This is a genomic window from Streptomyces sp. NPDC047706, assembly GCF_043204795.1.
Classification (GTDB): Bacteria; Actinomycetota; Actinomycetes; order Streptomycetales; family Streptomycetaceae; genus Streptomyces.
Genome location: NZ_JBIDCW010000014.1, coordinates 95986 through 117607, shown reverse-complemented (window position 1 = coordinate 117607; position 21622 = coordinate 95986). Strand labels below are relative to the sequence as shown.

The following is a 21622-nucleotide window of genomic DNA, read 5'->3' as shown; positions in this document are numbered from 1 at the left end:
TCCGCGGAGTCGTCGAAACCGGTCACCGTGCCGCTCCCCGCTTGGCGTCCAGCGCGGCCTGCCGGCGGATCCGGTCCGCGAGCGGATCGACCCGTACGCGCGCGGTGTGCTCGTACAAAGCTATGGCCAGCCAGGTCACGGGCAGTTGGGCCAGCGCGAGCAGTAGCCCGGCGGGCAGCCCTGAGACGGTCTCGGCGGTCATGAAGCCCGGTGTGAACGCCGACAGCACCAGGAACAGGGTGAAGTACCCGAGCGCGGTGAGCGTCGCCACCCGCCGCTGCCGGCGGTAGGCGCTGCGCAGGACACGCAGGTCGCTGTGGTGCCCGAGCGGCGCGTGCAACGGGGCGCGACGGGGCGCGGGTTCGGGCGGCGCCTGCGGCTGCCAGGGGTAGGTGGGGTACGTCGGTGAGGCGGGCGGGCGCTGCGGGTACGGCGAGAACGGGTCGTGGGTCATCCCGGACTCCTTGCGTGGCTCGGGTCCGTGGCGGCGGACCGCAGGGAGGTGGGGGGCGGGTCACGCACGCTACTCGCCGGTCAGGAGGCGCGGGAGGTTTTGGCCGAACTGAGCGGTCGGTATGCGCTTACTGCGGCGTCCCGCGGGTGACCTGCGGTGTTACCCGCGTTAACCGGGCGATGCGGCGGACGCCGTCCAGGCGGGGGAGGGGCGCCGGGGGGCGCCCTGCCGGTGCCCGGCGCTGCGAGGGCCGGCAGGACGACGTCAGCCGTCGGCGGGGGCCTCCTTGAGGACCGGGAAGCGGCGCGGCGCGAGGACGAGCAGGACGACGAAGGCGAGCGCGGCCGCGCACGCGGCGCCCAGGTACACCGCGTGGACCGCGTCCGCGACCGCGCGCCGGGTGGTCGCGGACGCGGCGCCGGTCCCCAGGCCGTGGGCGACGGCGTCGAGGTCCGTGCTGCCGACGCGGCCCGCGAGGACGCCGTTGGCGACGGCGCCGAAGACCGCCGCGCCGATCGTCTGGCCGGTCTGGCGGCAGAAGAGGATCGAGGCCGTGGCCGTCCCGCGTTCCGACCAGCCGACCGTGGACTGGACGCCGACGACCAGGGGCAGCTGGAACAGGCCCAGCGCGGCGCCCAGCAGGAGCATCAGAGCGGTCGGCTGCCAGGCCTCGCCGGGGTACGGCAGCAGGGGGAACGCCAGCAGGATCAGCGTCGCGCCGCCGATGCCCAGCATCGCCGTGTCGCGGAAGCCGATCCGCCGGTAGACGTGCTGGCTGCACGCCGCCGAGACGGGCCAGCTCAACGTCCACACGGAGAGCACGAACCCGGCGGCGACCGGACCGAGGCCGAGGACCGACTGGGCGTACGTCGGCAGGAACACGGCCGGCGCCACCATGAGCAGGCCCAGCGCGCCCAGCGCGAGATTGACCGCGGCGATCGTACGGCGGCGCCACACCCAGCCGGGGATGATCGGCTCGGCCGCCCGGCGTTCGATCACCACCAGGAGCGCGACGAGGGCGAGTCCCGTACCGAACAGGGCGATCGACGGCGCCGACAGCCACGGCCACGCCACCCCGCCCTGCACCAGCGCGGTCAGCAGGACCCCGCCGCAGGCGAACACGGTGAGCGCGCCCGACCAGTCCACGCGCGCTCGTGCGGCCTTCTCGCGCCGCGGCTCGTGCAGGTGACGGACGATCAGCCACAGGGCGAGGCCACCGATCGGCAGGTTGACGAGGAAGATCCACCGCCAGTCGGCGTACGCGGCGAGGACCCCGCCGACCGCCGGGCCGGCGACCGCCGACATCGCCCACACCGCGGAGAGCCTGGCCTGGATCTTCGGGCGTTCCCGCAGCGGGTACAGATCGGCGGCGAGCGTCTGGACCGTGCCCTGCAGGGCGCCGCCGCCCAGGCCCTGCACGATGCGGAAGGCGATCAGCGCCCACATGTTCCAGGCGAGCGCGCACAGCAGGGAACCGAGGAGGAAGAGGGACGCGCCCGCGATGAGGACGGGTTTGCGGCCGAAGGTGTCGGAGAGCTTGCCGTAGACGGGGAGGGTGACGGTGACGGCGAGCAGATAGCCGGCGAAGAGCCAGGAGAAGACGGAGAAGCCGCCCAGGTCGCCGACGATCTGCGGTACGGCCGTGGAGACGACGGTGGAGTCGAGCGCCGCCAGCGCCATCGAGAGCATGAGCGCCGCAACGACCGCTCCCCGTCTGCCGGTCGCGGTGCGCCGCGCGGTGTCGCGCACGACGGGTCCGGTGCTGCCCACGCCGATTCCTTCCCCTTGCACCTATCTGCTGCTCCGACAGCTTCCCACTTGACCCTCACGCGACGGGAGGGTGCAGCCTGGGAGGGCCGGAAGGGGGACCGACCCCGAGACGGACTCCGCCTGGGGGGTGACGGCCCCTAGGGGGTTCTCCGTACAACGGATCGGGGAGGGTTCGTCCCGGCGGAGGACGAGGGGCGGCCAGGGCCTGCTTAACCTGGCTTCACGCCGTTGAGGGCGCCGCCGGCGAGGCGGCCGGGGGGCGGTGCGCCGCACCTTCGGGGGTGGGGTTTTCCTCAGGGCAAGAGGGGGCTGTGCACCATCGAACGGCACCCCCTCCTGCCGCGAGACTCATCGGCGTACCACTTCGCACGACGTGGAAGACGCGTCGACTGCCGACCGACATAGGAGACATACGGTGACATCGGCTGTAACAATTCCCAGGCACGGGGGCACTGGAGAGCGTACGGCCGTAGCCGCGCGGGCGCGGCAGGTCGTCAAGGCGTACGGGGCCGGGGAGACCCGCGTCGTCGCCCTCGACCATGTCGACGTGGACATCGCCCGTGGCCGGTTCACCGCGATCATGGGCCCGTCGGGCTCCGGCAAGTCCACCCTGATGCACTGCCTCGCCGGGCTCGACACCGTCACCAGTGGGCAGATCTACCTGGACGAGACCGAGATCACCGGCCTGAAGGACAAGAAGCTGACGCGGCTGCGCCGCGACCGGATCGGCTTCATCTTCCAGGCCTTCAACCTGCTGCCGACGCTGAACGCGCTGGAGAACATCACCCTGCCCATGGACATCGCCGGCCGCAAGCCCGACAAGGCCTGGCTGGACCGGGTCGTGGAGACCGTCGGGCTCGCCGGGCGGCTCAAGCACCGGCCGACGCAGCTCTCCGGCGGCCAGCAGCAGCGCGTCGCCGTGGCGCGGGCCCTGGCCGCCCGGCCGGAGATCATCTTCGGTGACGAGCCGACCGGAAACCTCGACTCGCGCGCGGGCGCCGAGGTGCTGGGCTTCCTGCGCCGGTCCGTGGACGAGCTCGGCCAGACCATCGTGATGGTCACGCACGACCCGGTGGCCGCGTCGTACGCGGACCGGGTGCTGTATCTCGCGGACGGCCGGATCGTCGACGAGATGCACCGGCCGACCGCCGAAGCCGTCCTGGACCGCATGAAGGACTTCGACGCCCGGGGGCGCACGTCATGACCGTGCTGAGAACCTCGATGCGCAACTTCCTCGCGCACAAGGGGCGCATGGCCCTCTCGGCCGTCGCCGTACTGCTGTCGGTGGCGTTCGTGTGCGGCACGCTCGTGTTCACCGACACGATGAACACCACCTTCGACAAGCTGTTCGCGGCCACCGCCTCGGACGTCACCGTCAGCGCCAAGGGCTCCTCCGACACCGGCGAGACCACCGCCGGCAACGGCAAGCCGCCGGTCATGCCGGCCTCCGTCGTCGACGCGGTCGGCAAGGCGGACGGCGTGCGGTCGGCGCAGGGGACGGTCTTCTCGACCTCGGTGACCGTCGTCGACGCCGACAAGGACAGCCTCTCCCCGACCGGCGGCGGGCCCACCATCGTCGGCAACTGGAACGCCAACGACGCCCGCACCATGGACATCACCTCCGGTACGGCACCCAAGGGCGCCGGCCAGGTGATGGTCGACGCCGACACGGCCGACAAGCACGGCCTGAAGCTCGGCGACGAGATCGGCATCATCTCCGCCGTCGGCACGCACCGCGCGAAGGTCTCCGGCGTCGCCGACTTCACCGTCACCAACCCCGGTGCCGCGATCTTCTACCTCGACACCAGGACCTCTCAGGAAGCCCTGGTCGGCGCCACGGACGTGTACACCAACGTCAACGTCACCGCCGCGGCCGGCGTCAGCGACGCCCAGCTGAAGAAGAACGTCTCCGCCGCCCTCGACGGCCGCTACAAGGTGCAGACGGCCAAGGAGGTCGCCGACGCCAACGCCGAGGACGTCCAGGAGTTCATGGGCGTCATCAAGTACGCGATGCTCGGCTTCGCCGGGATCGCGTTCCTCGTCGGCGTCTTCCTGATCATCAACACCTTCTCCATGCTGGTCGCCCAGCGCACCCGCGAGATCGGCCTGATGCGGGCCATCGGGTCCAGCCGCAGACAGGTCAACCGCTCGGTGCTCATCGAGGCGCTGCTGCTCGGCTTCGTCGGCTCCGTGCTGGGCGTCGGCGCGGGCGTCGGCCTGGCGGTGGGGCTGATGAAGCTCATGGGCGCCATGGGCATGAACCTCTCCACCGACGACCTGACGGTCGTGTGGACCACCCCGGTCGCCGGCCTCGTCCTGGGCGTCGTGGTCACCGTCCTGGCCGCCTACCTCCCGGCCCGCCGCGCCGGCAAGGTCTCGCCGATGGCCGCGCTGCGCGACGTGGGCGTCCCGGCCGACGCCAGGGCCGGCGCCGTCCGGGCCGTGCTCGGCGTGCTGCTGACGGGCAGCGGAGCCCTCGCGCTCTACCTCGCGACGGCCGCGGACACCGCCGGCGACGGCGCGCTGTGGCTCGGCGCGGGCGTGGTGCTGTCGCTGATCGGCTTCGTCGTCGTCGGCCCGCTGCTGGCGGGCGGACTGGTCCGGGTGCTCGGCGCGATCGTGCTGCGCATGTTCGGCCCGGTCGGCCGGATGGCCGAGCGCAACGCGCTGCGCAACCCGCGCCGCACCGGCGCCACGGGCGCGGCGCTGATGATCGGGCTGGCGCTGGTGGCCTGCCTCTCGGTGGTCGGCTCCTCGATGGTCGCCTCGGCGACCGACGAGCTCGACAAGAGCGTCGGCACGGACTTCATCGTGCAGTCCGACACCGGGCAGCTGATCACCCCGCAGGCGGTCCAGGCCGTGAAGGACGCCGACGGCGTGGCCCGCGTCACCGAGTACAAGTGGACGCAGGCCGACTTCACCACCCCGGACGGCAGGACGTCCAAGGACACCGCCATCACGGCCGCCGACCCGACGTACGCGCAGGATCTGCGGGTCGAGACCGTCGCCGGTGACCTGGCGGACGCCTACCGGCCCGACTCGATGTCCGTCCACGAGGAGTACGCCAAGGACCACGGCATCCGCCTCGGCTCCGAGATCGCCGTCGACTTCGAGGACGGTTCCGAGGCCCGCCTGACGGTCCGGGCGATCACCAGCAGCGAAGCGGTGATCGACCAGGGCGCGATGTACACGGCGATCGACACCCTCGCCAAGTACGTCCCCGCCGACAGGATGCCGCTCGACACGCTGCTGTTCGCCTCGGCCGAGGAGGGCCGGGAGGCGGCCGCGTACACGGCGCTGAAGACGGCTCTGGACGACTACCCGCAGTACAAGGTGCGCGACCAGACCGACTACAAGGAAGCCCTGAAGGACCAGATCGGGCAGCTGCTGAACATGATCTACGGCCTGCTCGCCCTCGCGATCATCGTCGCGATCCTGGGCGTCGTGAACACGCTCGCCCTGTCGGTGGTCGAGCGGACCCGGGAGATCGGCCTGATGCGGGCGATCGGCCTCTCGCGCCGGCAACTGCGCCGGATGATCCGCCTGGAGTCGGTCGTGATCGCCCTCTTCGGCGCCCTGCTGGGCCTGGGGCTGGGCCTTGGCTGGGGCGCCACCGCCCAGCAGCTCCTCGCCCTGGAGGGCCTGAAGGTGCTGGAGATCCCGTGGCCGACCATCGGCGCGGTGTTCATCGGTTCGGCCTTCGTAGGTCTGTTCGCCGCCCTGATCCCGGCCTTCCGGGCGGGCCGCATGAACGTCCTCGACGCCATCGCCACCGAGTAGCCACCGCATACGGGGGTTGCGGGGGACGGGCCCGGCGCCGAGGAGTCCTGGAGGGACTCCCTGCGCCGGGCCTTGCCTGCGCGCGGGCCGCGACGAGGTGGCCGGCGGCGCGCGCCCTCACCCCCGGACACCCGCGCGGCAGGCGGCAGCAACCCGGTCCGGGTGTCGTCCCCGGGTGCTCCGGGGCCCGCCCTTTCCGTCCGGCCTCACCACTCCTCCGGGTGACACCCCCGGCGGCGACGTACCCTGGAGACCCCCGGCCCGCAGCGCGCGTCGGGCCCGTTGTGTTGTCCACCCCCGGACGGGAAGCACCCCGAATGAGCCTGCACGGTCTGCTCGACGCCGTCGTCAAGGACGCCGCACTCGCGGAAGCGATCAAGGCGGCCACGGACGGCAACCGGACGCACGTCGACCTGGTCGGCCCCCAGGCGGCACGCCCCTTCGCCGTCGCCGCGCTGGCCCGCGAGAGCGGCCGCCCGGTGCTGGCGGTGACGGCGACCGGACGTGAGGCGGAGGACCTCACGGCGGCGCTGCGCACGCTGCTGCCCCCGGACGGCGTCGTGGACTACCCGGCCTGGGAGACACTCCCGCACGAGCGGCTGAGCCCCCGCAGCGACACCGTGGGCCGCCGCCTCGCCGTGCTGCGCAGGCTGGCCCACCCGCGCCCCGACGACCCCGAGACCGGCCCGGTCTCCGTCGTCGTGGCACCCGTGCGGTCCGTGCTCCAGCCGCAGGTCAAGGGCCTGGGTGACCTGGAGCCGGTGGCGCTGCGGAACGGGCAGAGCGCCGATCTGAACGAGATCGTCGACGCCCTTGCCGCCGCCGCGTACGCGCGCGTGGAGCTGGTCGAGAAGCGCGGCGAGTTCGCCGTACGCGGCGGGATCCTCGACGTCTTCCCGCCCACCGAGGAACACCCCCTGCGCATCGAGTTCTGGGGCGACGACGTCGAGGAGATCCGCTACTTCAAGGTCGCCGACCAGCGCTCCCTCGAAGTCGCCGAGCACGGCCTGTGGGCCCCGCCCTGCCGTGAGCTGCTGCTCACCGACGACGTGCGGGCACGCGCGCGTGCCCTCGCCGAGGAGCACCCCGAGCTCGGCGAACTGCTCGGCAAGATCGCCGAGGGGATCGCCGTCGAGGGCATGGAATCGCTCGCGCCGGTCCTCGTCGACGACATGGAGCTCCTGCTCGACGTCCTGCCCAAGGGCTCCATGGCCGTCGTGTGCGACCCGGAGCGGGTACGCACGCGTGCCGCCGACCTCGTGGCCACCTCCCAGGAGTTCCTCCAGGCCTCCTGGGCGGCCACCGCCGGCGGCGGCGAGGCGCCCATCGACGTCGGCGCCGCCTCCCTGTGGTCTCTCGCGGACGTCCGCGACCGGGCGCGTGAGCTGGACATGATGTGGTGGTCGGTGTCGCCGTTCGCCGCCGACGAGGAACTGGACGCCGCCACCCTCAAGCTCGGCATGCACGCCCCCGAGACCTACCGCGGCGACACCGCCAAGGCGCTCGCCGACACCAAGGGATGGCTCGCCGACGGCTGGCGCACGGTCTACGTCACCGAGGGCCACGGCCCGGCCGCGCGTACGGTCGAGGTGCTCGGCGGCGAGGGGATCGCGGCCCGGCTGGAGGCCGACCTGGGCGACATCTCCCCGTCCGTGGTGCACGTGGCGTGCGGCTCGATCGACCACGGCTTCGTGGACCCGGCGCTGAGGCTGGCCGTGCTCACAGAGACCGACCTGTCCGGCCAGAAGGCCGCGGGACGCGACGGCCAGCGCATGCCTGCCCGCCGCCGCAAGACCATCGACCCGCTCACCCTGGAGGCGGGCGACCACATCGTCCACGAGCAGCACGGCGTGGGCCGCTACATCGAGATGGTGCAGCGCACCGTGCAGGGTGCGACCCGCGAGTACCTGGTCGTGGAGTACGCCCCCGCCAAGCGCGGTCAGCCCGGCGACCGGCTCTACATCCCCACCGACCAGCTGGAACAGATCACCAAGTACGTCGGCGGCGAGGCCCCCACGCTGCACCGCCTGGGCGGCGCGGACTGGACGAAGACCAAGGCGCGCGCGAAGAAGGCCGTCAAGGAGATCGCGGCCGACCTGATCAAGCTGTACAGCGCGCGGATGGCGGCGCCCGGGCACGCGTTCGGCGCGGACAGCCCCTGGCAGCGCGAGCTGGAGGACGCCTTCCCCTACGCGGAGACGCCGGACCAGCTGACGACCATCGCCGAGGTCAAGGACGACATGGAGAAGTCGGTCCCGATGGACCGCCTGATCTGCGGCGACGTCGGCTACGGCAAGACGGAGATCGCGGTCCGGGCCGCCTTCAAGGCCGTACAGGACGGCAAGCAGGTGGCGGTCCTCGTCCCTACGACGCTGCTGGTTCAGCAGCACTTCGGGACGTTCAGCGAGCGCTACGCGCAGTTCCCGGTGAACGTGCGGGCGCTGTCCCGGTTCCAGACGGACACCGAGGCCAAGGCGGTCCTGGAGGGCCTGCGCGAGGGCTCGGTGGACGTCGTCATCGGCACCCACCGCCTGTTCTCCTCCGAGACCAAGTTCAAGGACCTCGGGCTCGTCATCGTCGACGAGGAGCAGCGGTTCGGCGTCGAGCACAAGGAGCAGCTGAAGAAGCTGCGCGCCAACGTCGACGTCCTGACGATGTCCGCCACCCCGATCCCGCGCACCCTGGAGATGGCGGTCACCGGCATCCGCGAGATGTCGACGATCACCACCCCGCCGGAGGAACGGCACCCGGTGCTGACCTTCGTCGGCCCCTACGAGGAGAAGCAGATCGGCGCGGCCATCCGCCGCGAACTGCTGCGCGAGGGCCAGGTCTTCTACATCCACAACCGGGTCGAGTCCATCGACCGCGCGGCGGCCCGGCTGCGCGAGTTCGTCCCCGAGGCGCGCATCGCCACCGCGCACGGGCAGATGTCGGAGACGGCGCTGGAGCAGGTCGTCGTCGACTTCTGGGAGAAGAAGTTCGACGTCCTCGTCTCGACCACGATCGTCGAGTCCGGCATCGACATCTCCAACGCCAACACCCTGATCGTCGAGCGGGGCGACACCTTCGGCCTGTCGCAGCTGCACCAGCTGCGCGGGCGCGTCGGGCGTGGCCGTGAGCGCGGGTACGCGTACTTCCTGTACCCGCCGGAGAAGCCCCTGACCGAGACCGCGCACGAGCGGCTCGCCACCATCGCCCAGCACACCGAGATGGGCGCGGGCATGTACGTCGCCATGAAGGACCTGGAGATCCGCGGCGCCGGAAACCTCCTCGGCGGCGAGCAGTCCGGCCATATCGCGGGCGTCGGCTTCGACCTGTACGTCCGGATGGTCGGCGAGGCCGTCGCGGACTACCGGCGGCAGCTGGAGACCGGCGAGATCGAGGAGGAGCCGCCGCTCGAGGTCAAGATCGAGCTGCCGGTCGACGCGCACGTCCCGCACGACTACGCGCCGGGCGAGCGGCTGCGGCTGCAGGCCTATCGCGCGATCGCCTCCGCCAACTCCGAGGAGGACGTCAAGGCCGTACGGGAGGAACTGGTCGACCGCTACGGCAAGTTGCCGGAGCCGGTGGAGAACCTGCTGCTGGTGGCCGGTCTGCGCATGCTCGCGCGCGCGTGCGGCGTCGGCGAGATCGTGTTGCAGGGCAACAACATCCGGTTCGCGCCGGTGGAGTTGCGGGAGTCGCAGGAGCTGAGGCTCAAGCGGCTGTACCCGGGGACGGTCATCAAGCCGGCCGTGCACCAGGTGCTGGTGCCGCGTCCGAAGACGGCGAAGGTGGGCGGGAAGCCGCTGGTCGGGCGGGACCTGCTGGGCTGGGTCGGGGAGTTCCTGGCGTCGGTGCTGGGGTCCTGAACGGCCGGCCGGGCACGGCGCCGCCATTTCGACGTCGGTCATGAGGCGTCGGACAGGTGAGTCGGACAGGTGACGTCACACAAGTGACGGACCGCCGCCGGGGCGAGGCGCCCCGCGCGGGCGGCCCGGATGTCCCCCGTGGGTGTCCTGGCTACTGCTGTCCGGGCTTGTCGCGGTCCATGCCGACCCGGCCCTCGATGTTCTGCTGGGCGGCGTCGACCTGACTCTCGTACTTGTTGCCCGTCCTTTCGTTGGCCTTCTGCTCCGCGGCGTCGGACATCTGCCTTGCCTTGTCCTGCGCCGCCTTGTGGCTCTTGAACCTGTCGAGGATGCCCATCCAGAGCTCCTTCCAGAGGTGTCTCAGCACCGACGATACGCCGGGAAAGGGAGGTATGCCCCAAGAGGCTCTCTATGGTCTGGACCTCTCGACGGATACCGTGTCTCCACGCAGTGGGGCCGGATCGAGCACGGCAAGGGGTGGGGCGCACATGAGGGGTCTGAGGGGTGGGGCGGCGGCCGCGTGGGCCGCCGCGCTGTTCGTCATGGCGGGTTGCACGGAAGGGGCCACCGGCACCGGGAGTCCGGAGGCACCGGCCGGCGGGGGCGCGGCTCTCGCGGCGGCGCAGGCGCTGCCGGTGAAGGGGCGTGCGCCCAAGACGGGCTACGACCGGGACCGGTTCGGCTCGCCCTGGGCGGACACCGACTCCAACGACTGCGGAACCCGCGACGACATACTCAAACGGGACCTCATCGGCGTGGAGTTCAGCGACGGCAGCTGCAAGGTGTCCTCCGGGACGCTGGACCCCGACCCCTACACCGGCGAGGACGTCACCTTCACGCGGGGCCGCAGCCAGGTGGACATCGACCATGTGGTCGCCCTCTCCGATGCCTGGCAGAAGGGCGCCCAGCAGTGGGACCCCGGCAAGCGCATCGCCTTCGCCAACGACCCCCTCAATCTCGTGGCCGTCGACGCGGGCACCAACCGTTCCAAGGGGGACGGCGACACCGCGACCTGGCTGCCGCCCAACCGGGCGTACCGCTGCACGTACGTCGCCGCGCAGGTCGCCGTGAAGAAGAAGTACGGGCTGTGGGTGACGTCCGCCGAGAAGTTGGCGATGACGGGGGTGCTCTCCGACTGCCGCGGGCAGCGACTGCCCACCGGCGGCAACCCCATCCAGGCGCCGCCCCGCTTCCACGCGGACTGAGGCCCGCAGGCGGAGAGGAGTCCGTTCCGCCCGGGCGGAGGTTGTCCTGTCAGCCCGGATGCTCGCGGCGATGCGCGAGAATCGCCGGTGCCCCCGGGTTCCGCGAGGTCGTCGCCCCCGTCCGCCCCGGCGCCACGCACCTCGAACCGCGCACGCCCATGGAGGAGTACGCCCGCCGGGTCCGTCCCGACGGGCTCCCGCACGATCCCCGGCGCGCGCGTGCAGGCGCGCGCCGGAGCCACGCTCCACTCCGTCGATCCGGCGTCCACGACGGTGGCGGCCCCGGGACGTGGTGCCCTTGGAGAGCCGGCGCCGCTGGACCCGGCCGCCCTTCGACACGGCGGGCGACATCGAGGTGCCGGGCACTGGTGCCGGTCCGGTGGGAGCCGGAGCGCGGCTACGCGGTCTGCGTCGAGCCCAATCCGGGGACGCGGCGCTCCCTTTGAGTCACCGGCACCCCGGACCGGGTGCGTGGACCCGTACGAAGTGATCAGTGTGACAACGGTTCGGTACAACCGTGCCGGGTTGTCGGTGTCGAGCTATACGCTCGAAGCGACCGTCACACGGCCGGCGCCTCCGGCGCCCGCCCCGTACCCGCACTTCAGGCACCAGGAGCAGCAATGCATGGCCACGGCTACACGCAGCCGGTGAAACAACCGCCCCCGACGGCGTGGCTCGTGCTCGTGCGTGTGCTGTTCGTGGCGATCTCCGTCCTCAGCCTCGGGTTCCTGACGTGGACGATGCTGCTGCGCCTGGCGATCGTCACCCGGCGCGCGCTGGACTGGGGACTGTTCGCGGCCGTGCTGGCGATCGACATCCTCGCCGTGGTCCTGCTCGGCTCGGAACCCGGGGAGGAGATCCACACCCCGGCCGGCTGGACCGGCCTCGCGCTGCTCCTGGGCACGCTGGTGGCGGTGCTCTCGTACTACCTCGCCGCCGAGGTGCGCCACTTCCACCAGCTGCGGCACGGCGCCGGATACGCCCCCCCGCCGGCCCGGACGTACGGCTACCCGCAGCAGCCGTACACCGACGCGACGACCAGGCCCCAGACGCCGCCCCGGACACCGCCGCCCCACCCCCCGCACAGCCCGCACACCCCCCACCCGCGGCCGCCGATACCCACCCCGCCCCCGCAGCGCCCGGCCCCCGCCCGTATCGACCAGGTCCGGGCCGAACTGGACGAGCTCAGCGACTACCTCCGCAAGCAGGGCGGCCCACGCGACGGCGACCACGAGGGCGGAAGGTGACCGTGACGACGGGACGTGTCGTCGCCGACCGCTACGAACTGGCCACGCTCATCGGGCAGGGCGGCATGGGCCAGGTCTGGACGGCGTACGACCGGCGGCTGGACCGGCGCGTGGCGGTGAAGCTGCTGCGCCCCGACAAGGTGGCCGGTCAGGAGGCCGCCGAGCTGCGCCGGCGCTTCGTGCGCGAGTGCCGGGTGACCGCGCAGGTCGACCACCCCGGGCTGGTCACGGTGCACGACGCGGGCAGCGAGGCCGAGGAGCTGTTCCTCGTCATGCAGTACGTCGACGGCGTCGACCTCTCCGGCCACCTCGCCGGGCGGGACCCGTACCCGTGGCAGTGGGCGGTCGCGGTCGCCGCGCAACTGTGCGCCGTGCTGAGCGCCGTGCACGCCGTGCCGATCGTGCACCGCGACCTCAAGCCGCGCAACGTCATGGTGAAGCAGGACGGCACGGTCACGGTCCTCGACCTGGGTGTCGCCTCCGTCATGGACACCGACACCACGCGCCTGACGCACACCGGCTCGCCGATCGGCTCACCCGCCTACATGGCGCCCGAGCAGGCGATGAGCGGCGCGGTCGGCCCGTACACGGACCTGTACGCGCTCGGTGTGGTGCTGCACGAACTCCTCAGCGGCGAGGTCCCCTTCGCGGGGTCCACTGCGCTCGGTGTGCTGCACCGGCACCTGTACGAGCCCCCGGTCCCCGTACGCCGGATCCGCCCCGAGGTCCCCGAGGCCCTCGAGGCCCTGGTGCTGCGCCTGCTCGCCAAGGACCCGCAGCACCGGCCGGGCTCCGCGCAGGAGGTGTACGAGGACCTCTCACCGCTGCTGCCCGCGGGCGGCACCCCCAGCGGTGCGGCCCTCGACCCCACGCGCCCCTTCGTCCGCCCGCACGCCCCCTGGCCGGACCGCGCCCGCATCCCCGCGCCCCAGCCCGCCCCCGCCCCCGCCCCGCCGGCCGCCGGGACGGGGGACGTCGCGAGCGCCGTCGAGGAGGTCAAGCGGCTCCTCGGCGAGGGCCGGATCACCCAGGCCGTCGACATCCTCGGCGCGATCCTGCCGACCGCGGCCGAACAGCACGGCGAGCACTCCCCGGTGGTCCGCACGCTGCGCAAGCAGTACGCCGCCACGCTCATGGACGACGGCCAGTACCGCCGCGCGCTGCCCGAACTGCGCCGCCTCGCCGACGAGCGCGCCGCCGAGGCCGGCCAGGCCGACCCGCAGTCCCTCCGGTTCCGCTACGAGGCCGCCCAGTGTCTCGAACAGCTCGGCGATCCGGCGGCCGCGCTCGCTGCGTACCGGGCGCTGCTGCCCTACTACGAGAACCAGTACGTCTCCGGAGACCCCCGGCTCGCGCACGACGTCCGCCGCCGCATCGGCCACCTTCTGCTGGCCCTCGGGGACCGCGCCGCCGCGCACGACACGCTGGCACGGCTCCTGCACGACGTCGAACGGACGGGCGGGACGGGCCATCCCCTGGCGGTGGAGGTGCGGCGGACGCTGCAATGGCTGGGACAGGTGCGCGGATAGTCCCCCGGCAGCCGGACGGCGCGGCGGTGCCCGAAGTCCTGGTGAATCGTTGGTCGAATGGGTTGGCCAAAGCCGGACTGCTGCCTACCATCGATCACCGCAAGACCTTGTGCACCGTCGCACAATCTCCTCGGGAGGTCCCCCTTGCACCGCCGTCGTCGCCGCACCGCGCTCCTCCTTTCCGCCGCGATCGCCTCGGCGCCCGCCCTCACCGCCTGCGGCAGCGACGCGCACCCCGGCGCGGCGGCCGTCGTCGGCGGGCAGCGGATCACCGTGTCGCAGCTGGAGACCCGCGTCAACGAGGTGCGTGAGGCGCAGCGGTCGGCCGTGGCCGACGAGGCGCAGTACGCGCAGGCCATCGCCAAGACCGGCACCCTCACCCGCGACACCCTGCACAGCATGGTCCTGGACCGGGTGCTGCACCGCGCCGCCCAGGACGCCGGCATCTCCGTCAGCCGCAAGGAGGTCCAGGAGATGCAGGACGGGCTGCGCGAGCAGGTCGGCGGCGCGAAGGCGCTGGAGACGACCTGGCTCCAGCAGTACGGTGTGGCGCCGGGGCGCCTGGAGGAGAACCTCCGCCTTCAGCTGGAGGCCCAGAAGCTCGCCGCGAAGCTCGGCACCGACACCAGCCAGCCGGCGTTCTGGAACGCCCTGTCCGACGCCTCCCGGAAGCTGAACATCGACCTCAACCCGCGCTACGGCGACTGGGACGTGCGCAAGAGCAGCCGCGTGGACGTGAAGACCCCGTGGGTGCGGGAGATCACGCAGCAGGGACAGCTCCCGGCATAGCGGGTTCGCGGATGCCCGTGCGTGGACAACGGGCGGGCCTGTCGGTGGCGTGGGTTACGTTCGGAGCGTGAACGCAACCAGCTTCGGCAGCCCCCCTGACGGCGGTCAGGGCAGTGCCCCCACGCGCCCGGAGACCGGGCGCATCGTCCTGCTCACCACCAGTCACCGCGTCGCCCCCGGCCTGCTCTCCTGGCCCGCCTGGCAGGCACTGCACGCCGCCGACCGTGTGCTGTGCGCCGACGGGGCACATCCGCAGCTCCCGTATCTGCGGGAGGCGGGGATATCCGTTCAGGCGGCCGGTCCGGCCGCCGAGGAGCTGATCGACCTGTGCGCCGGCGGGCGGACCGTGGTGGTCGTCGCCACCGGCGAGGGCGAGCCCGTCCTCACGGACGGCCTGGCGCGGCTCGCCGGCAGCGGGCGCGTCCACATGCCCGAGCTGGAGCTGCTGCCCGCCTCCTACGACCTGCCCGGCGCCCGCCTCCTCGACCTCGTCCAGGTCATGGACCGCATCCGCGCCGAGTGCCCCTGGTCGTCCCGGCAGACCCACGAGGGCCTGGCGAAGTACGGCATCGAGGAGGCGTACGAACTCGTCGAGGCGATCGAGGAGGGCGAGCGGGACGAACTCCGGGAGGAACTGGGCGACGTCCTGCTCCAGGTCGTCTTCCACGCCCGGATAGCCGAGGAGGACCCGGACGCCCCCTTCTCCATCGACGACGTCGCCGCGACCATCGTCACCAAGCTCATCCACCGCCACCCGCATGTCTTCGGCGAGGAGACCGCGTCCACCCCGGAGGAAGTGAAGGAGCACTGGCTGCGCACGAAGGCCGAGGAGAAGCAGCGGACCTCGGTGACCGAGGGCATCCCACTGCACCAGCCCGGCCTGGCCCTCGCGGCGAAGCTGGCGTCCCGGGTGCGCACGGCGGGAATCGACGTGCCGCTGCCGTCCGGCGAGGGCGTCGGGTACGAGCTGCTGGCACTGGCGACACGCGCCGAGGCGGAGGGCGTGGACCCCGAGGCGGCCCTGCGCGCGGCGGCGCGCGCCTACCGGGACGCGGTGCGGGCCACCGAGGGGACCGGCCCCCAGGGCCTGCCCGACGAGGCTCTCGGTGACGGGTCCGACGCTGCGGATACCGTCGAGGAGTGACCGACCAGCACCACCACCCCGACCCGCCCGCGCCCGGCTCCACTCCCGCGCCCGAACTCTTCACCTGGGAGTTCGCGACCAACCCCTACCCCGCCTACGCCTGGCTCCGCGAGCACGCCCCGGTGCACCGGACGCAGCTGCCCAGCGGGGTGGAGGCCTGGCTGGTCACGCGGTACGCCGACGCCAAGCAGGCGCTCGCCGACCCGCGGCTGTCGAAGAACCCCGCGCACCATGACGAGCCCGCGCACGCCAAGGGGAAGACGGGTATCCCGGGTGAGCGCGAGGCCGAGCTGATGACGCATCTGCTCAACATCGATCCGCCGGACCACACCCGGCTGCGCCGGCTGGTCTCGAAGGCGTTCACACCGCGCCGCGTCGCCGAGTTCGCCCCGCGGGTGCAGGAACTCACCGACGACCTCGTCGGCCGGTTCGCCCGCGACGGCTCCGCCGACCTCATCCACGACTTCGCCTTCCCGCTCCCCATCTACGCCATCTGCGACCTGCTCGGTGTTCCCCGCGAGGACCAGGACGACTTCCGGGACTGGGCGGGCATGATGATCCGGCACGGCGGCGGGCCGCGGGGCGGGGTCGCGCGGTCGGTGAAGATGATGCGCGGCTACCTCCTGGAGCTCATCCACCGCAAACGAGCCACGCTCCCCGCCGAACCCGGGCCCGACGAGGACCTGATCTCCGGCCTCATCCGCGCCTCCGACCACGGCGAGCACCTCACCGAGAACGAGGCGGCGGCCATGGCGTTCATCCTTCTGTTCGCCGGTTTCGAGACGACCGTGAACCTCATCGGCAACGGCACCTACGCCCTCCTCACCCACCCCGGACAGCGCACCCGCCTCCAGCAGTCCCTGGCCCGCGGCGAAGGGGCCCTGCTCGAGACCGGCGTCGAGGAACTCCTGCGCTACGACGGGCCCGTAGAGCTCGCCACCTGGCGGTTCGCCACCGAGCCGCTCACCGTCGGCGGCCAGGACATCGAGACCGGCGACCCCGTCCTCGTCGTACTCGCCGCCGCCGACCGGGATCCGGAGCGGTTCGCGGACCCGGACACCCTCGACCTGGCGCGCCGCGACAACCAGCACCTCGGCTACGGGCACGGCATCCACTACTGCCTGGGCGCGCCGCTGGCCCGTCTGGAGGGGCGGACCGCGCTCGCCACCCTCCTCACCCGCCTCCCGGACCTGCGACTCGCGGTGGATCCGGGTGAATTGCGGTGGCGTGGGGGGCTCATCATGCGGGGGCTGCGGACGCTGCCGGTGGAGTTCACGCCTGCGCAGGAAACGTGACGCACTTTCAACTATGTGATCTTCACGTGATCTGTGCGGCATTAACTTGTGACAAGTGATCGTCTGCCTATACGTTCACCCATCAGCGCGGCCCCCTGCTTCACCCGCCGCGCAGGTCCCCGCTGTCGCGCGAAAGGTCCCCGCATGCTCTCCGGGAACGGTCGTCACCGTCGCCCCCGCCAGGCACCCGCTCTCGTCGTCGCGGCCGGAGTGACCGGCTCCGCCATCGCCATCCCGCTCCTCGGCGCCACCGGTGCGAGCGCCGCCGGCGGAACGACCTGGGACCGGGTCGCGGAATGCGAGACCGGTGGCTCCTGGAGCGCCGACACGGGTAACGGCTACTACGGCGGGCTGCAACTCTCCCAGCAGGACTGGGAGAAGTACGGCGGCCTCATGTACGCCACCAGCGCGGACCGGGCCAGCCGTTCGCAGCAGATCGCCGTCGCCGAGAAGGTCCTCGCGGACCAGGGCGTCGGCGCGTGGGCGACCTGTGGGCCGCTGGTGGGGCTCGACGTGGACACCGAGTCGGCCGCGGTCGACACAGGGGTGGCCGATGACGCCTCCAGTACGCCGTCGCACGCGAGATCCGGCGGTTCGGGAAGTCTGTCCGACTCGCTCGGCCTGTCCCACTCGTCCGGCCGTGGCCATGCGGACGGCTCCAGCGGTTCCGGCGGCTCCGGTGGCGGCGATGAGTCGAACGGTTCGAGTGCGCCCACGGATTCCACGAGGTCGTCGAATCCGGCAAACCCCACGAATTCCACTGACTCCACTGAATCCGGCGAACCCGGTGGATCCGGTGAATCGGGTCAGTCCGGCCCGTCCGGCGGTTCCGCTCCGCAGGAGACCGACGGATCCACCTCTCCCGATTCCAGCGGATCCCCCAGCTCCGGTGAATCTCATGAATCGGGCGAAACACCCTCAAATTCCCCGTCTTTCGACGTGCCTTCGAGCACGCCGAGCACCTCGAACCTCACCGACACCGGAGCCCTCGGCACCGGCAAGCACCGTGGGAGCAGCGCGGACGAGGGTGACAGCCGGGTCGGCGAGTCCGCCGGGCGGCACGCCTCGCGCGGAGCCGTCGGCACCCGTGCGGCCGTCGACAGTTCGTACACGGTCCGGGACGGCGACAGTCTCTGGAGCATCGCCGACTCCCTTGACGTGCAAGGCGGATGGGCCGCGCTGTACGCCGGGAACAAGGGTGCCCTCGGTGCCGACCCCGACCACATCGTCCCCGGTCAGGAGCTCAACGTGGGCGCGGAGCCGGCCGGCGGGTAGGCCCGGAATCGGCCTGGGGGTAGCGGGAGTTCGCGTCACACTTCGAGCCGAATGTCCGTTTTGGCGAAAGTGTGGGATGAGTCTCAGAAGCCCTGATCGTCTTTGAAATTCCGTCGATCGCCTGTCTACGGTCATGACCGCTCGTCAACGCGAGCCCCGGTCGCCGCAACGCCGAATCCTGCCAGCGGCCGCCCGGGAACAGTCGTCGCGTCAAGCGCCGTAGGCAGGAGCGGGGGACCCAAGGTAAGTGCCGGGCCCGGCAGTTGAGGAGACTCAGCGCCGGAACCGGCTCGGGGTGAAGCCGCGCCTCCCGGGGAGGTGTGGCCGGGCAACTCAACCGGCCCGAACCCGACAGCTCACCTCGCAGGCGTCGGTGAGGGGATCGACCATGCTGTTTTCCAGCAAGGGCAAGCACCGTCGTCCGTCCAGGACCGTTCGCGCGATCGCCGCGGTCGGCGTCACCGGTGCCGCCGCCGTCGCCGCGCCGCTGATGGCCGCCGGCAGCGCCTCCGCCGCCACGGCCTCCGAGTGGGACGCCGTCGCGCAGTGCGAGTCCGGTGGCAACTGGTCCATCAACACCGGTAACGGTTACTACGGCGGTCTGCAGTTCTCCGCCTCGACCTGGGCCGCGTACGGCGGCACCCAGTTCGCCTCCACGGCCGACCAGGCCTCCAAGGAGCAGCAGATCCAGATCGCCGAGAAGGTGCTCGCGGGTCAGGGCAAGGGCGCCTGGCCGGTCTGCGGCAAGAGCCTGTCGAACGCCGCGTACACCGGCGGCGGCTCCTCGCAGAGCGCCGAGCAGAACACTCAGCAGAGCACCGAGACCAGCACGCGTGCGACCGAGGAGCAGCCGGCGTCCCGCTCGCAGGAGCGTCCGGCCGCCAAGGAGACGGTGACCACGCCGACCGGCGACAAGGTGAAGAAGGGCGACGGCGAGTACAAGGTCGTCGAGGGTGACACCCTCAGCACCATCGCCGCCGAGCACGACGTCAAGGGCGGCTGGGAGAAGCTGTTCCAGCTGAACAAGGACATCGTCGAGGACGCCGACCTCATCTTCCCGGGCCAGCAGCTGCACCTGAAGTAAGAGGGGACTCGCAGCCGACCCTCAGCGCCCTCACATGAGTGGCCTCCACGCCGGAGGCCACTCAGGCTCCCGTGAGGGTTCCCCCCGTCCTCACGGGCTCCCCGCCCCGGTGCGTGTTCCCCCGTACGCGCCGGGGCGGGGCTTTTTGTGTCACCGTTGGGCATCGGCGTCTTTGTTTCGTTCGGAAACAATTTACTCTCGGTTCCGTCCACGAGATGGGCGACCGGCTGGCCGATCGCACGGAGCCGGTTAGGCTCGTCTCGCAGAGCCGCTGCGGTCCTGCTAAACCGCGTCACATCCACGAAGGAGATGCTCGTGCCGTCCATCGACGTCGTCGTAGCCCGGGAAATCCTGGACTCCCGAGGCAACCCCACGGTCGAGGTCGAGGTCGGCCTCGACGACGGCAGCACGGGTCGTGCCGCCGTTCCGTCCGGCGCTTCCACCGGCGCCTTCGAGGCCATCGAGCTCCGCGACGGCGACCCCGACCGCTACCTCGGCAAGGGCGTCGAGAAGGCCGTCCTCGCCGTCATCGAGCAGATCGGCCCGGAGCTGGTCGGTTACGACGCCACCGAGCAGCGCCTCATCGACCAGGCGATGTTCGACCTGGACGCCACCGACAACAAGGGCTCGCTCGGCGCCAACGCCATCCTCGGCGTCTCGCTCGCCGTGGCGCACGCCGCCTCCGAGGCCAGCGACCTGCCGCTGTTCCGCTACCTGGGCGGCCCCAACGCGCACCTGCTGCCGGTGCCGATGATGAACATCCTGAACGGCGGCTCGCACGCCGACTCCAACGTGGACATCCAGGAGTTCATGATCGCCCCGATCGGCGCGGAGTCCTTCTCCGAGGCCCTGCGCTGGGGCGCCGAGGTCTACCACACGCTGAAGAAGGTCCTGAAGGGCAAGGGCCTGGCCACCGGCCTCGGCGACGAGGGCGGCTTCGCCCCGAACCTCGGCTCCAACCGCGAGGCCCTCGACCTCATCCTGGAAGCGATCAAGGAAGCCGGCTACACGCCCGGCGAGCAGATCGCCCTGGCCCTCGACGTCGCCGCCTCCGAGTTCTACAAGGACGGCGTCTACACCTTCGAGGGCAAGGACCGCACGGCCGCCGAGATGACCGAGTACTACGCGGAGCTCGTCGACGCGTACCCGCTCGTCTCCATCGAGGACCCGCTGTTCGAGGACGACTGGGAGGGCTGGAAGACCATCACCGACAAGCTCGGTGACAAGGTCCAGCTCGTCGGCGACGACCTGTTCGTCACCAACCCGGAGCGCCTGGCCCGCGGCATCGAGGACGGCGCCGCCAACGCCCTGCTGGTCAAGGTCAACCAGATCGGCTCGCTCACCGAGACCCTGGACGCCGTCGAGCTGGCCCAGCGCAGCGGTTTCAAGTGCATGATGTCCCACCGCTCCGGCGAGACCGAGGACGTCACCATCGCCGACCTCGCCGTCGCCACCAACTGCGGCCAGATCAAGACCGGCGCCCCGGCCCGCTCCGAGCGCGTCGCCAAGTACAACCAGCTGCTGCGCATCGAGGAGATCCTCGACGACGCCGCGGTGTACGCCGGCCGCAGCGCCTTCCCGCGCTTCAAGGGCTGAGCGACGCCCTCGTAGGAAGCGTCGTACGTACGTCCCCGCACCCGGTCCCGTACCGTGTGCGGGGACGTACGCGCGTGTGCACCACGCAGGCATGGGGAGGCGAGAGCCAGATGGCCGTGAAGGAACGCGACCGTTTCTCCACCGCGACCAGGCTCAGGCTGCTCGGCGAGCAGACCGCGGCCCGTGTCTACCGTTCCCAGACCCGCCGCCAGGCCCGCCGCTCCCGGCTCACCGGACGCGCGGCCCTGCTCGCCCTGGTCGTCTGCTCACTGGTCGTCGCGCTCGCCTACCCGATAAGGCAGTACGTCGCCCAGCGCGCCGAGATCGACGATCTGCGCCGGCAGAAGCAGCAGGCCGAGGCGCGGGTCGAGGAACTGCGCGACCTCAAGGCACGCTGGCAGGACGACGCGTACGCGGAGCAGCAGATCCGGCAGCGGCTGCACTACGTGATGCCGGGCGAGACCGGCTACATCGTGATCGACCCGGACGCCGCCACACAGTCCCGCTCCGACCAGGGCACGGCCGACCGCCCCTGGTACGCGAACGTCTGGGACGGGGTCGACAAGTCCGACGCCGCCCACCGCTGAGCCGGTCGCCTCCGGC

General features: G+C 71.7%; 16 protein-coding genes, 1 pseudogene and 1 riboswitch. Of the genes and pseudogenes, 14 read left to right on the top strand and 3 right to left on the bottom strand.

The window, feature by feature from the left end; genetic code table 11:
• Nucleotides 1–22 precede the first annotated feature (22 nt).
• Nucleotides 23–454, bottom strand: coding sequence for a DUF485 domain-containing protein (locus ACGF8A_RS18600; protein ID WP_393109381.1), 432 nt, complete (start codon nt 452–454; stop codon nt 23–25).
• Between the two features lie 264 nt (nt 455–718).
• Nucleotides 719–2224: an MFS transporter gene (locus tag ACGF8A_RS18595; protein ID WP_393109379.1), complete on the bottom strand. Its 1506-nt coding sequence runs from the start codon at nt 2222–2224 to the stop codon at nt 719–721.
• 415 nt (nt 2225–2639) lie between these two features.
• Between ACGF8A_RS18595 and ACGF8A_RS18590 the strand changes: the two genes are divergently transcribed.
• From ACGF8A_RS18590 to mfd, 3 genes are all read left to right on the top strand, one after another.
• Nucleotides 2640–3428: an ABC transporter ATP-binding protein gene (locus ACGF8A_RS18590; protein ID WP_393109377.1), complete on the top strand. Its 789-nt coding sequence runs from the start codon at nt 2640–2642 to the stop codon at nt 3426–3428.
• Nucleotides 3425–6004, top strand: a complete 2580-nt coding sequence (locus ACGF8A_RS18585; protein WP_393109375.1) for an ABC transporter permease — start codon at nt 3425–3427, stop codon at nt 6002–6004. Before ACGF8A_RS18590 ends, ACGF8A_RS18585 begins: the two co-directional genes overlap by 4 nt.
• Before the next feature lie 317 nt (nt 6005–6321).
• Nucleotides 6322–9855, top strand: a complete 3534-nt coding sequence (mfd, locus tag ACGF8A_RS18580; RefSeq protein WP_393109373.1) for a transcription-repair coupling factor — start codon at nt 6322–6324, stop codon at nt 9853–9855.
• Between the two features lie 151 nt (nt 9856–10006).
• Here mfd and ACGF8A_RS18575 read toward each other — a convergent pair whose 3' ends face one another.
• The gene (locus ACGF8A_RS18575; RefSeq protein ID WP_393109371.1) at nt 10007–10192 is read right to left on the bottom strand and encodes an antitoxin; all 186 of its coding nucleotides are present in this window, start codon (nt 10190–10192) and stop codon (nt 10007–10009) included.
• A gap of 151 nt (nt 10193–10343) precedes the next feature.
• Here ACGF8A_RS18575 and ACGF8A_RS18570 point away from each other — a divergent pair, with 151 nt between their 5' ends.
• From ACGF8A_RS18570 to ACGF8A_RS18520, 11 genes and pseudogenes are all read left to right on the top strand, one after another.
• On the top strand, nt 10344–11060 hold the full coding sequence (locus ACGF8A_RS18570) for an HNH endonuclease family protein (RefSeq protein ID WP_393109369.1): 717 nt from the start codon (nt 10344–10346) through the stop codon (nt 11058–11060).
• Nucleotides 11061–11106: 46 nt separating this feature from the next.
• Nucleotides 11107–11506 (top strand): annotated as a pseudogene (locus ACGF8A_RS18565) (N-acetyltransferase); the annotation flags it as partial.
• A 201-nt stretch (nt 11507–11707) separates the two neighbouring features.
• Nucleotides 11708–12307: a hypothetical protein gene (locus tag ACGF8A_RS18560; protein ID WP_393109367.1), complete on the top strand. Its 600-nt coding sequence runs from the start codon at nt 11708–11710 to the stop codon at nt 12305–12307.
• 38 nt (nt 12308–12345) lie between these two features.
• A complete protein-coding gene (locus ACGF8A_RS18555) occupies nt 12346–13836 on the top strand; it encodes a serine/threonine-protein kinase (RefSeq protein WP_393109501.1) in 1491 nt (496 codons plus the stop codon).
• Nucleotides 13837–13980: 144 nt separating this feature from the next.
• The gene (locus ACGF8A_RS18550; protein WP_393109365.1) at nt 13981–14625 is read left to right on the top strand and encodes a SurA N-terminal domain-containing protein; all 645 of its coding nucleotides are present in this window, start codon (nt 13981–13983) and stop codon (nt 14623–14625) included.
• A 67-nt stretch (nt 14626–14692) separates the two neighbouring features.
• Nucleotides 14693–15769, top strand: a complete 1077-nt coding sequence (locus ACGF8A_RS18545; RefSeq protein WP_393109363.1) for a nucleoside triphosphate pyrophosphohydrolase — start codon at nt 14693–14695, stop codon at nt 15767–15769.
• A complete protein-coding gene (locus ACGF8A_RS18540) occupies nt 15766–17064 on the top strand; it encodes a cytochrome P450 (RefSeq protein ID WP_393109361.1) in 1299 nt (432 codons plus the stop codon). Before ACGF8A_RS18545 ends, ACGF8A_RS18540 begins: the two co-directional genes overlap by 4 nt.
• A gap of 144 nt (nt 17065–17208) precedes the next feature.
• A complete protein-coding gene (locus tag ACGF8A_RS18535; protein ID WP_393109359.1) occupies nt 17209–18339 on the top strand; it encodes a transglycosylase family protein in 1131 nt (376 codons plus the stop codon).
• A gap of 205 nt (nt 18340–18544) precedes the next feature.
• A riboswitch (cyclic di-AMP (ydaO/yuaA leader) is annotated at nt 18545–18724 on the top strand.
• Nucleotides 18725–18727: 3 nt separating this feature from the next.
• Nucleotides 18728–19423: a transglycosylase family protein gene (locus ACGF8A_RS18530; protein WP_393109357.1), complete on the top strand. Its 696-nt coding sequence runs from the start codon at nt 18728–18730 to the stop codon at nt 19421–19423.
• Nucleotides 19424–19738: 315 nt separating this feature from the next.
• Nucleotides 19739–21019, top strand: a complete 1281-nt coding sequence (gene eno, locus ACGF8A_RS18525; protein ID WP_393109355.1) for a phosphopyruvate hydratase — start codon at nt 19739–19741, stop codon at nt 21017–21019.
• A 110-nt stretch (nt 21020–21129) separates the two neighbouring features.
• Nucleotides 21130–21606: a septum formation initiator family protein gene (locus ACGF8A_RS18520; protein WP_393109353.1), complete on the top strand. Its 477-nt coding sequence runs from the start codon at nt 21130–21132 to the stop codon at nt 21604–21606.
• Nucleotides 21607–21622: the final 16 nt, after the last annotated feature.

What these genes read in the sequence shown, in the direction of transcription:
- ACGF8A_RS18600 (WP_393109381.1), bottom strand. Translation starts at nt 454, where the DNA reads ATGACCCACGACCCGTTCTCGCCGTACCCGCAGCGCCCGCCCGCCTCA.
- mfd (WP_393109373.1), top strand. Translation starts at nt 6,322, where the DNA reads ATGAGCCTGCACGGTCTGCTCGACGCCGTCGTCAAGGACGCCGCACTC.
- ACGF8A_RS18575 (WP_393109371.1), bottom strand. Translation starts at nt 10,192, where the DNA reads ATGGGCATCCTCGACAGGTTCAAGAGCCACAAGGCGGCGCAGGACAAG.
- ACGF8A_RS18585 (WP_393109375.1), top strand. Translation starts at nt 3,425, where the DNA reads ATGACCGTGCTGAGAACCTCGATGCGCAACTTCCTCGCGCACAAGGGG.
- ACGF8A_RS18530 (WP_393109357.1), top strand. Translation starts at nt 18,728, where the DNA reads ATGCTGTTTTCCAGCAAGGGCAAGCACCGTCGTCCGTCCAGGACCGTT.
- ACGF8A_RS18520 (WP_393109353.1), top strand. Translation starts at nt 21,130, where the DNA reads ATGGCCGTGAAGGAACGCGACCGTTTCTCCACCGCGACCAGGCTCAGG.
- ACGF8A_RS18535 (WP_393109359.1), top strand. Translation starts at nt 17,209, where the DNA reads ATGCTCTCCGGGAACGGTCGTCACCGTCGCCCCCGCCAGGCACCCGCT.
- ACGF8A_RS18570 (WP_393109369.1), top strand. Translation starts at nt 10,344, where the DNA reads ATGAGGGGTCTGAGGGGTGGGGCGGCGGCCGCGTGGGCCGCCGCGCTG.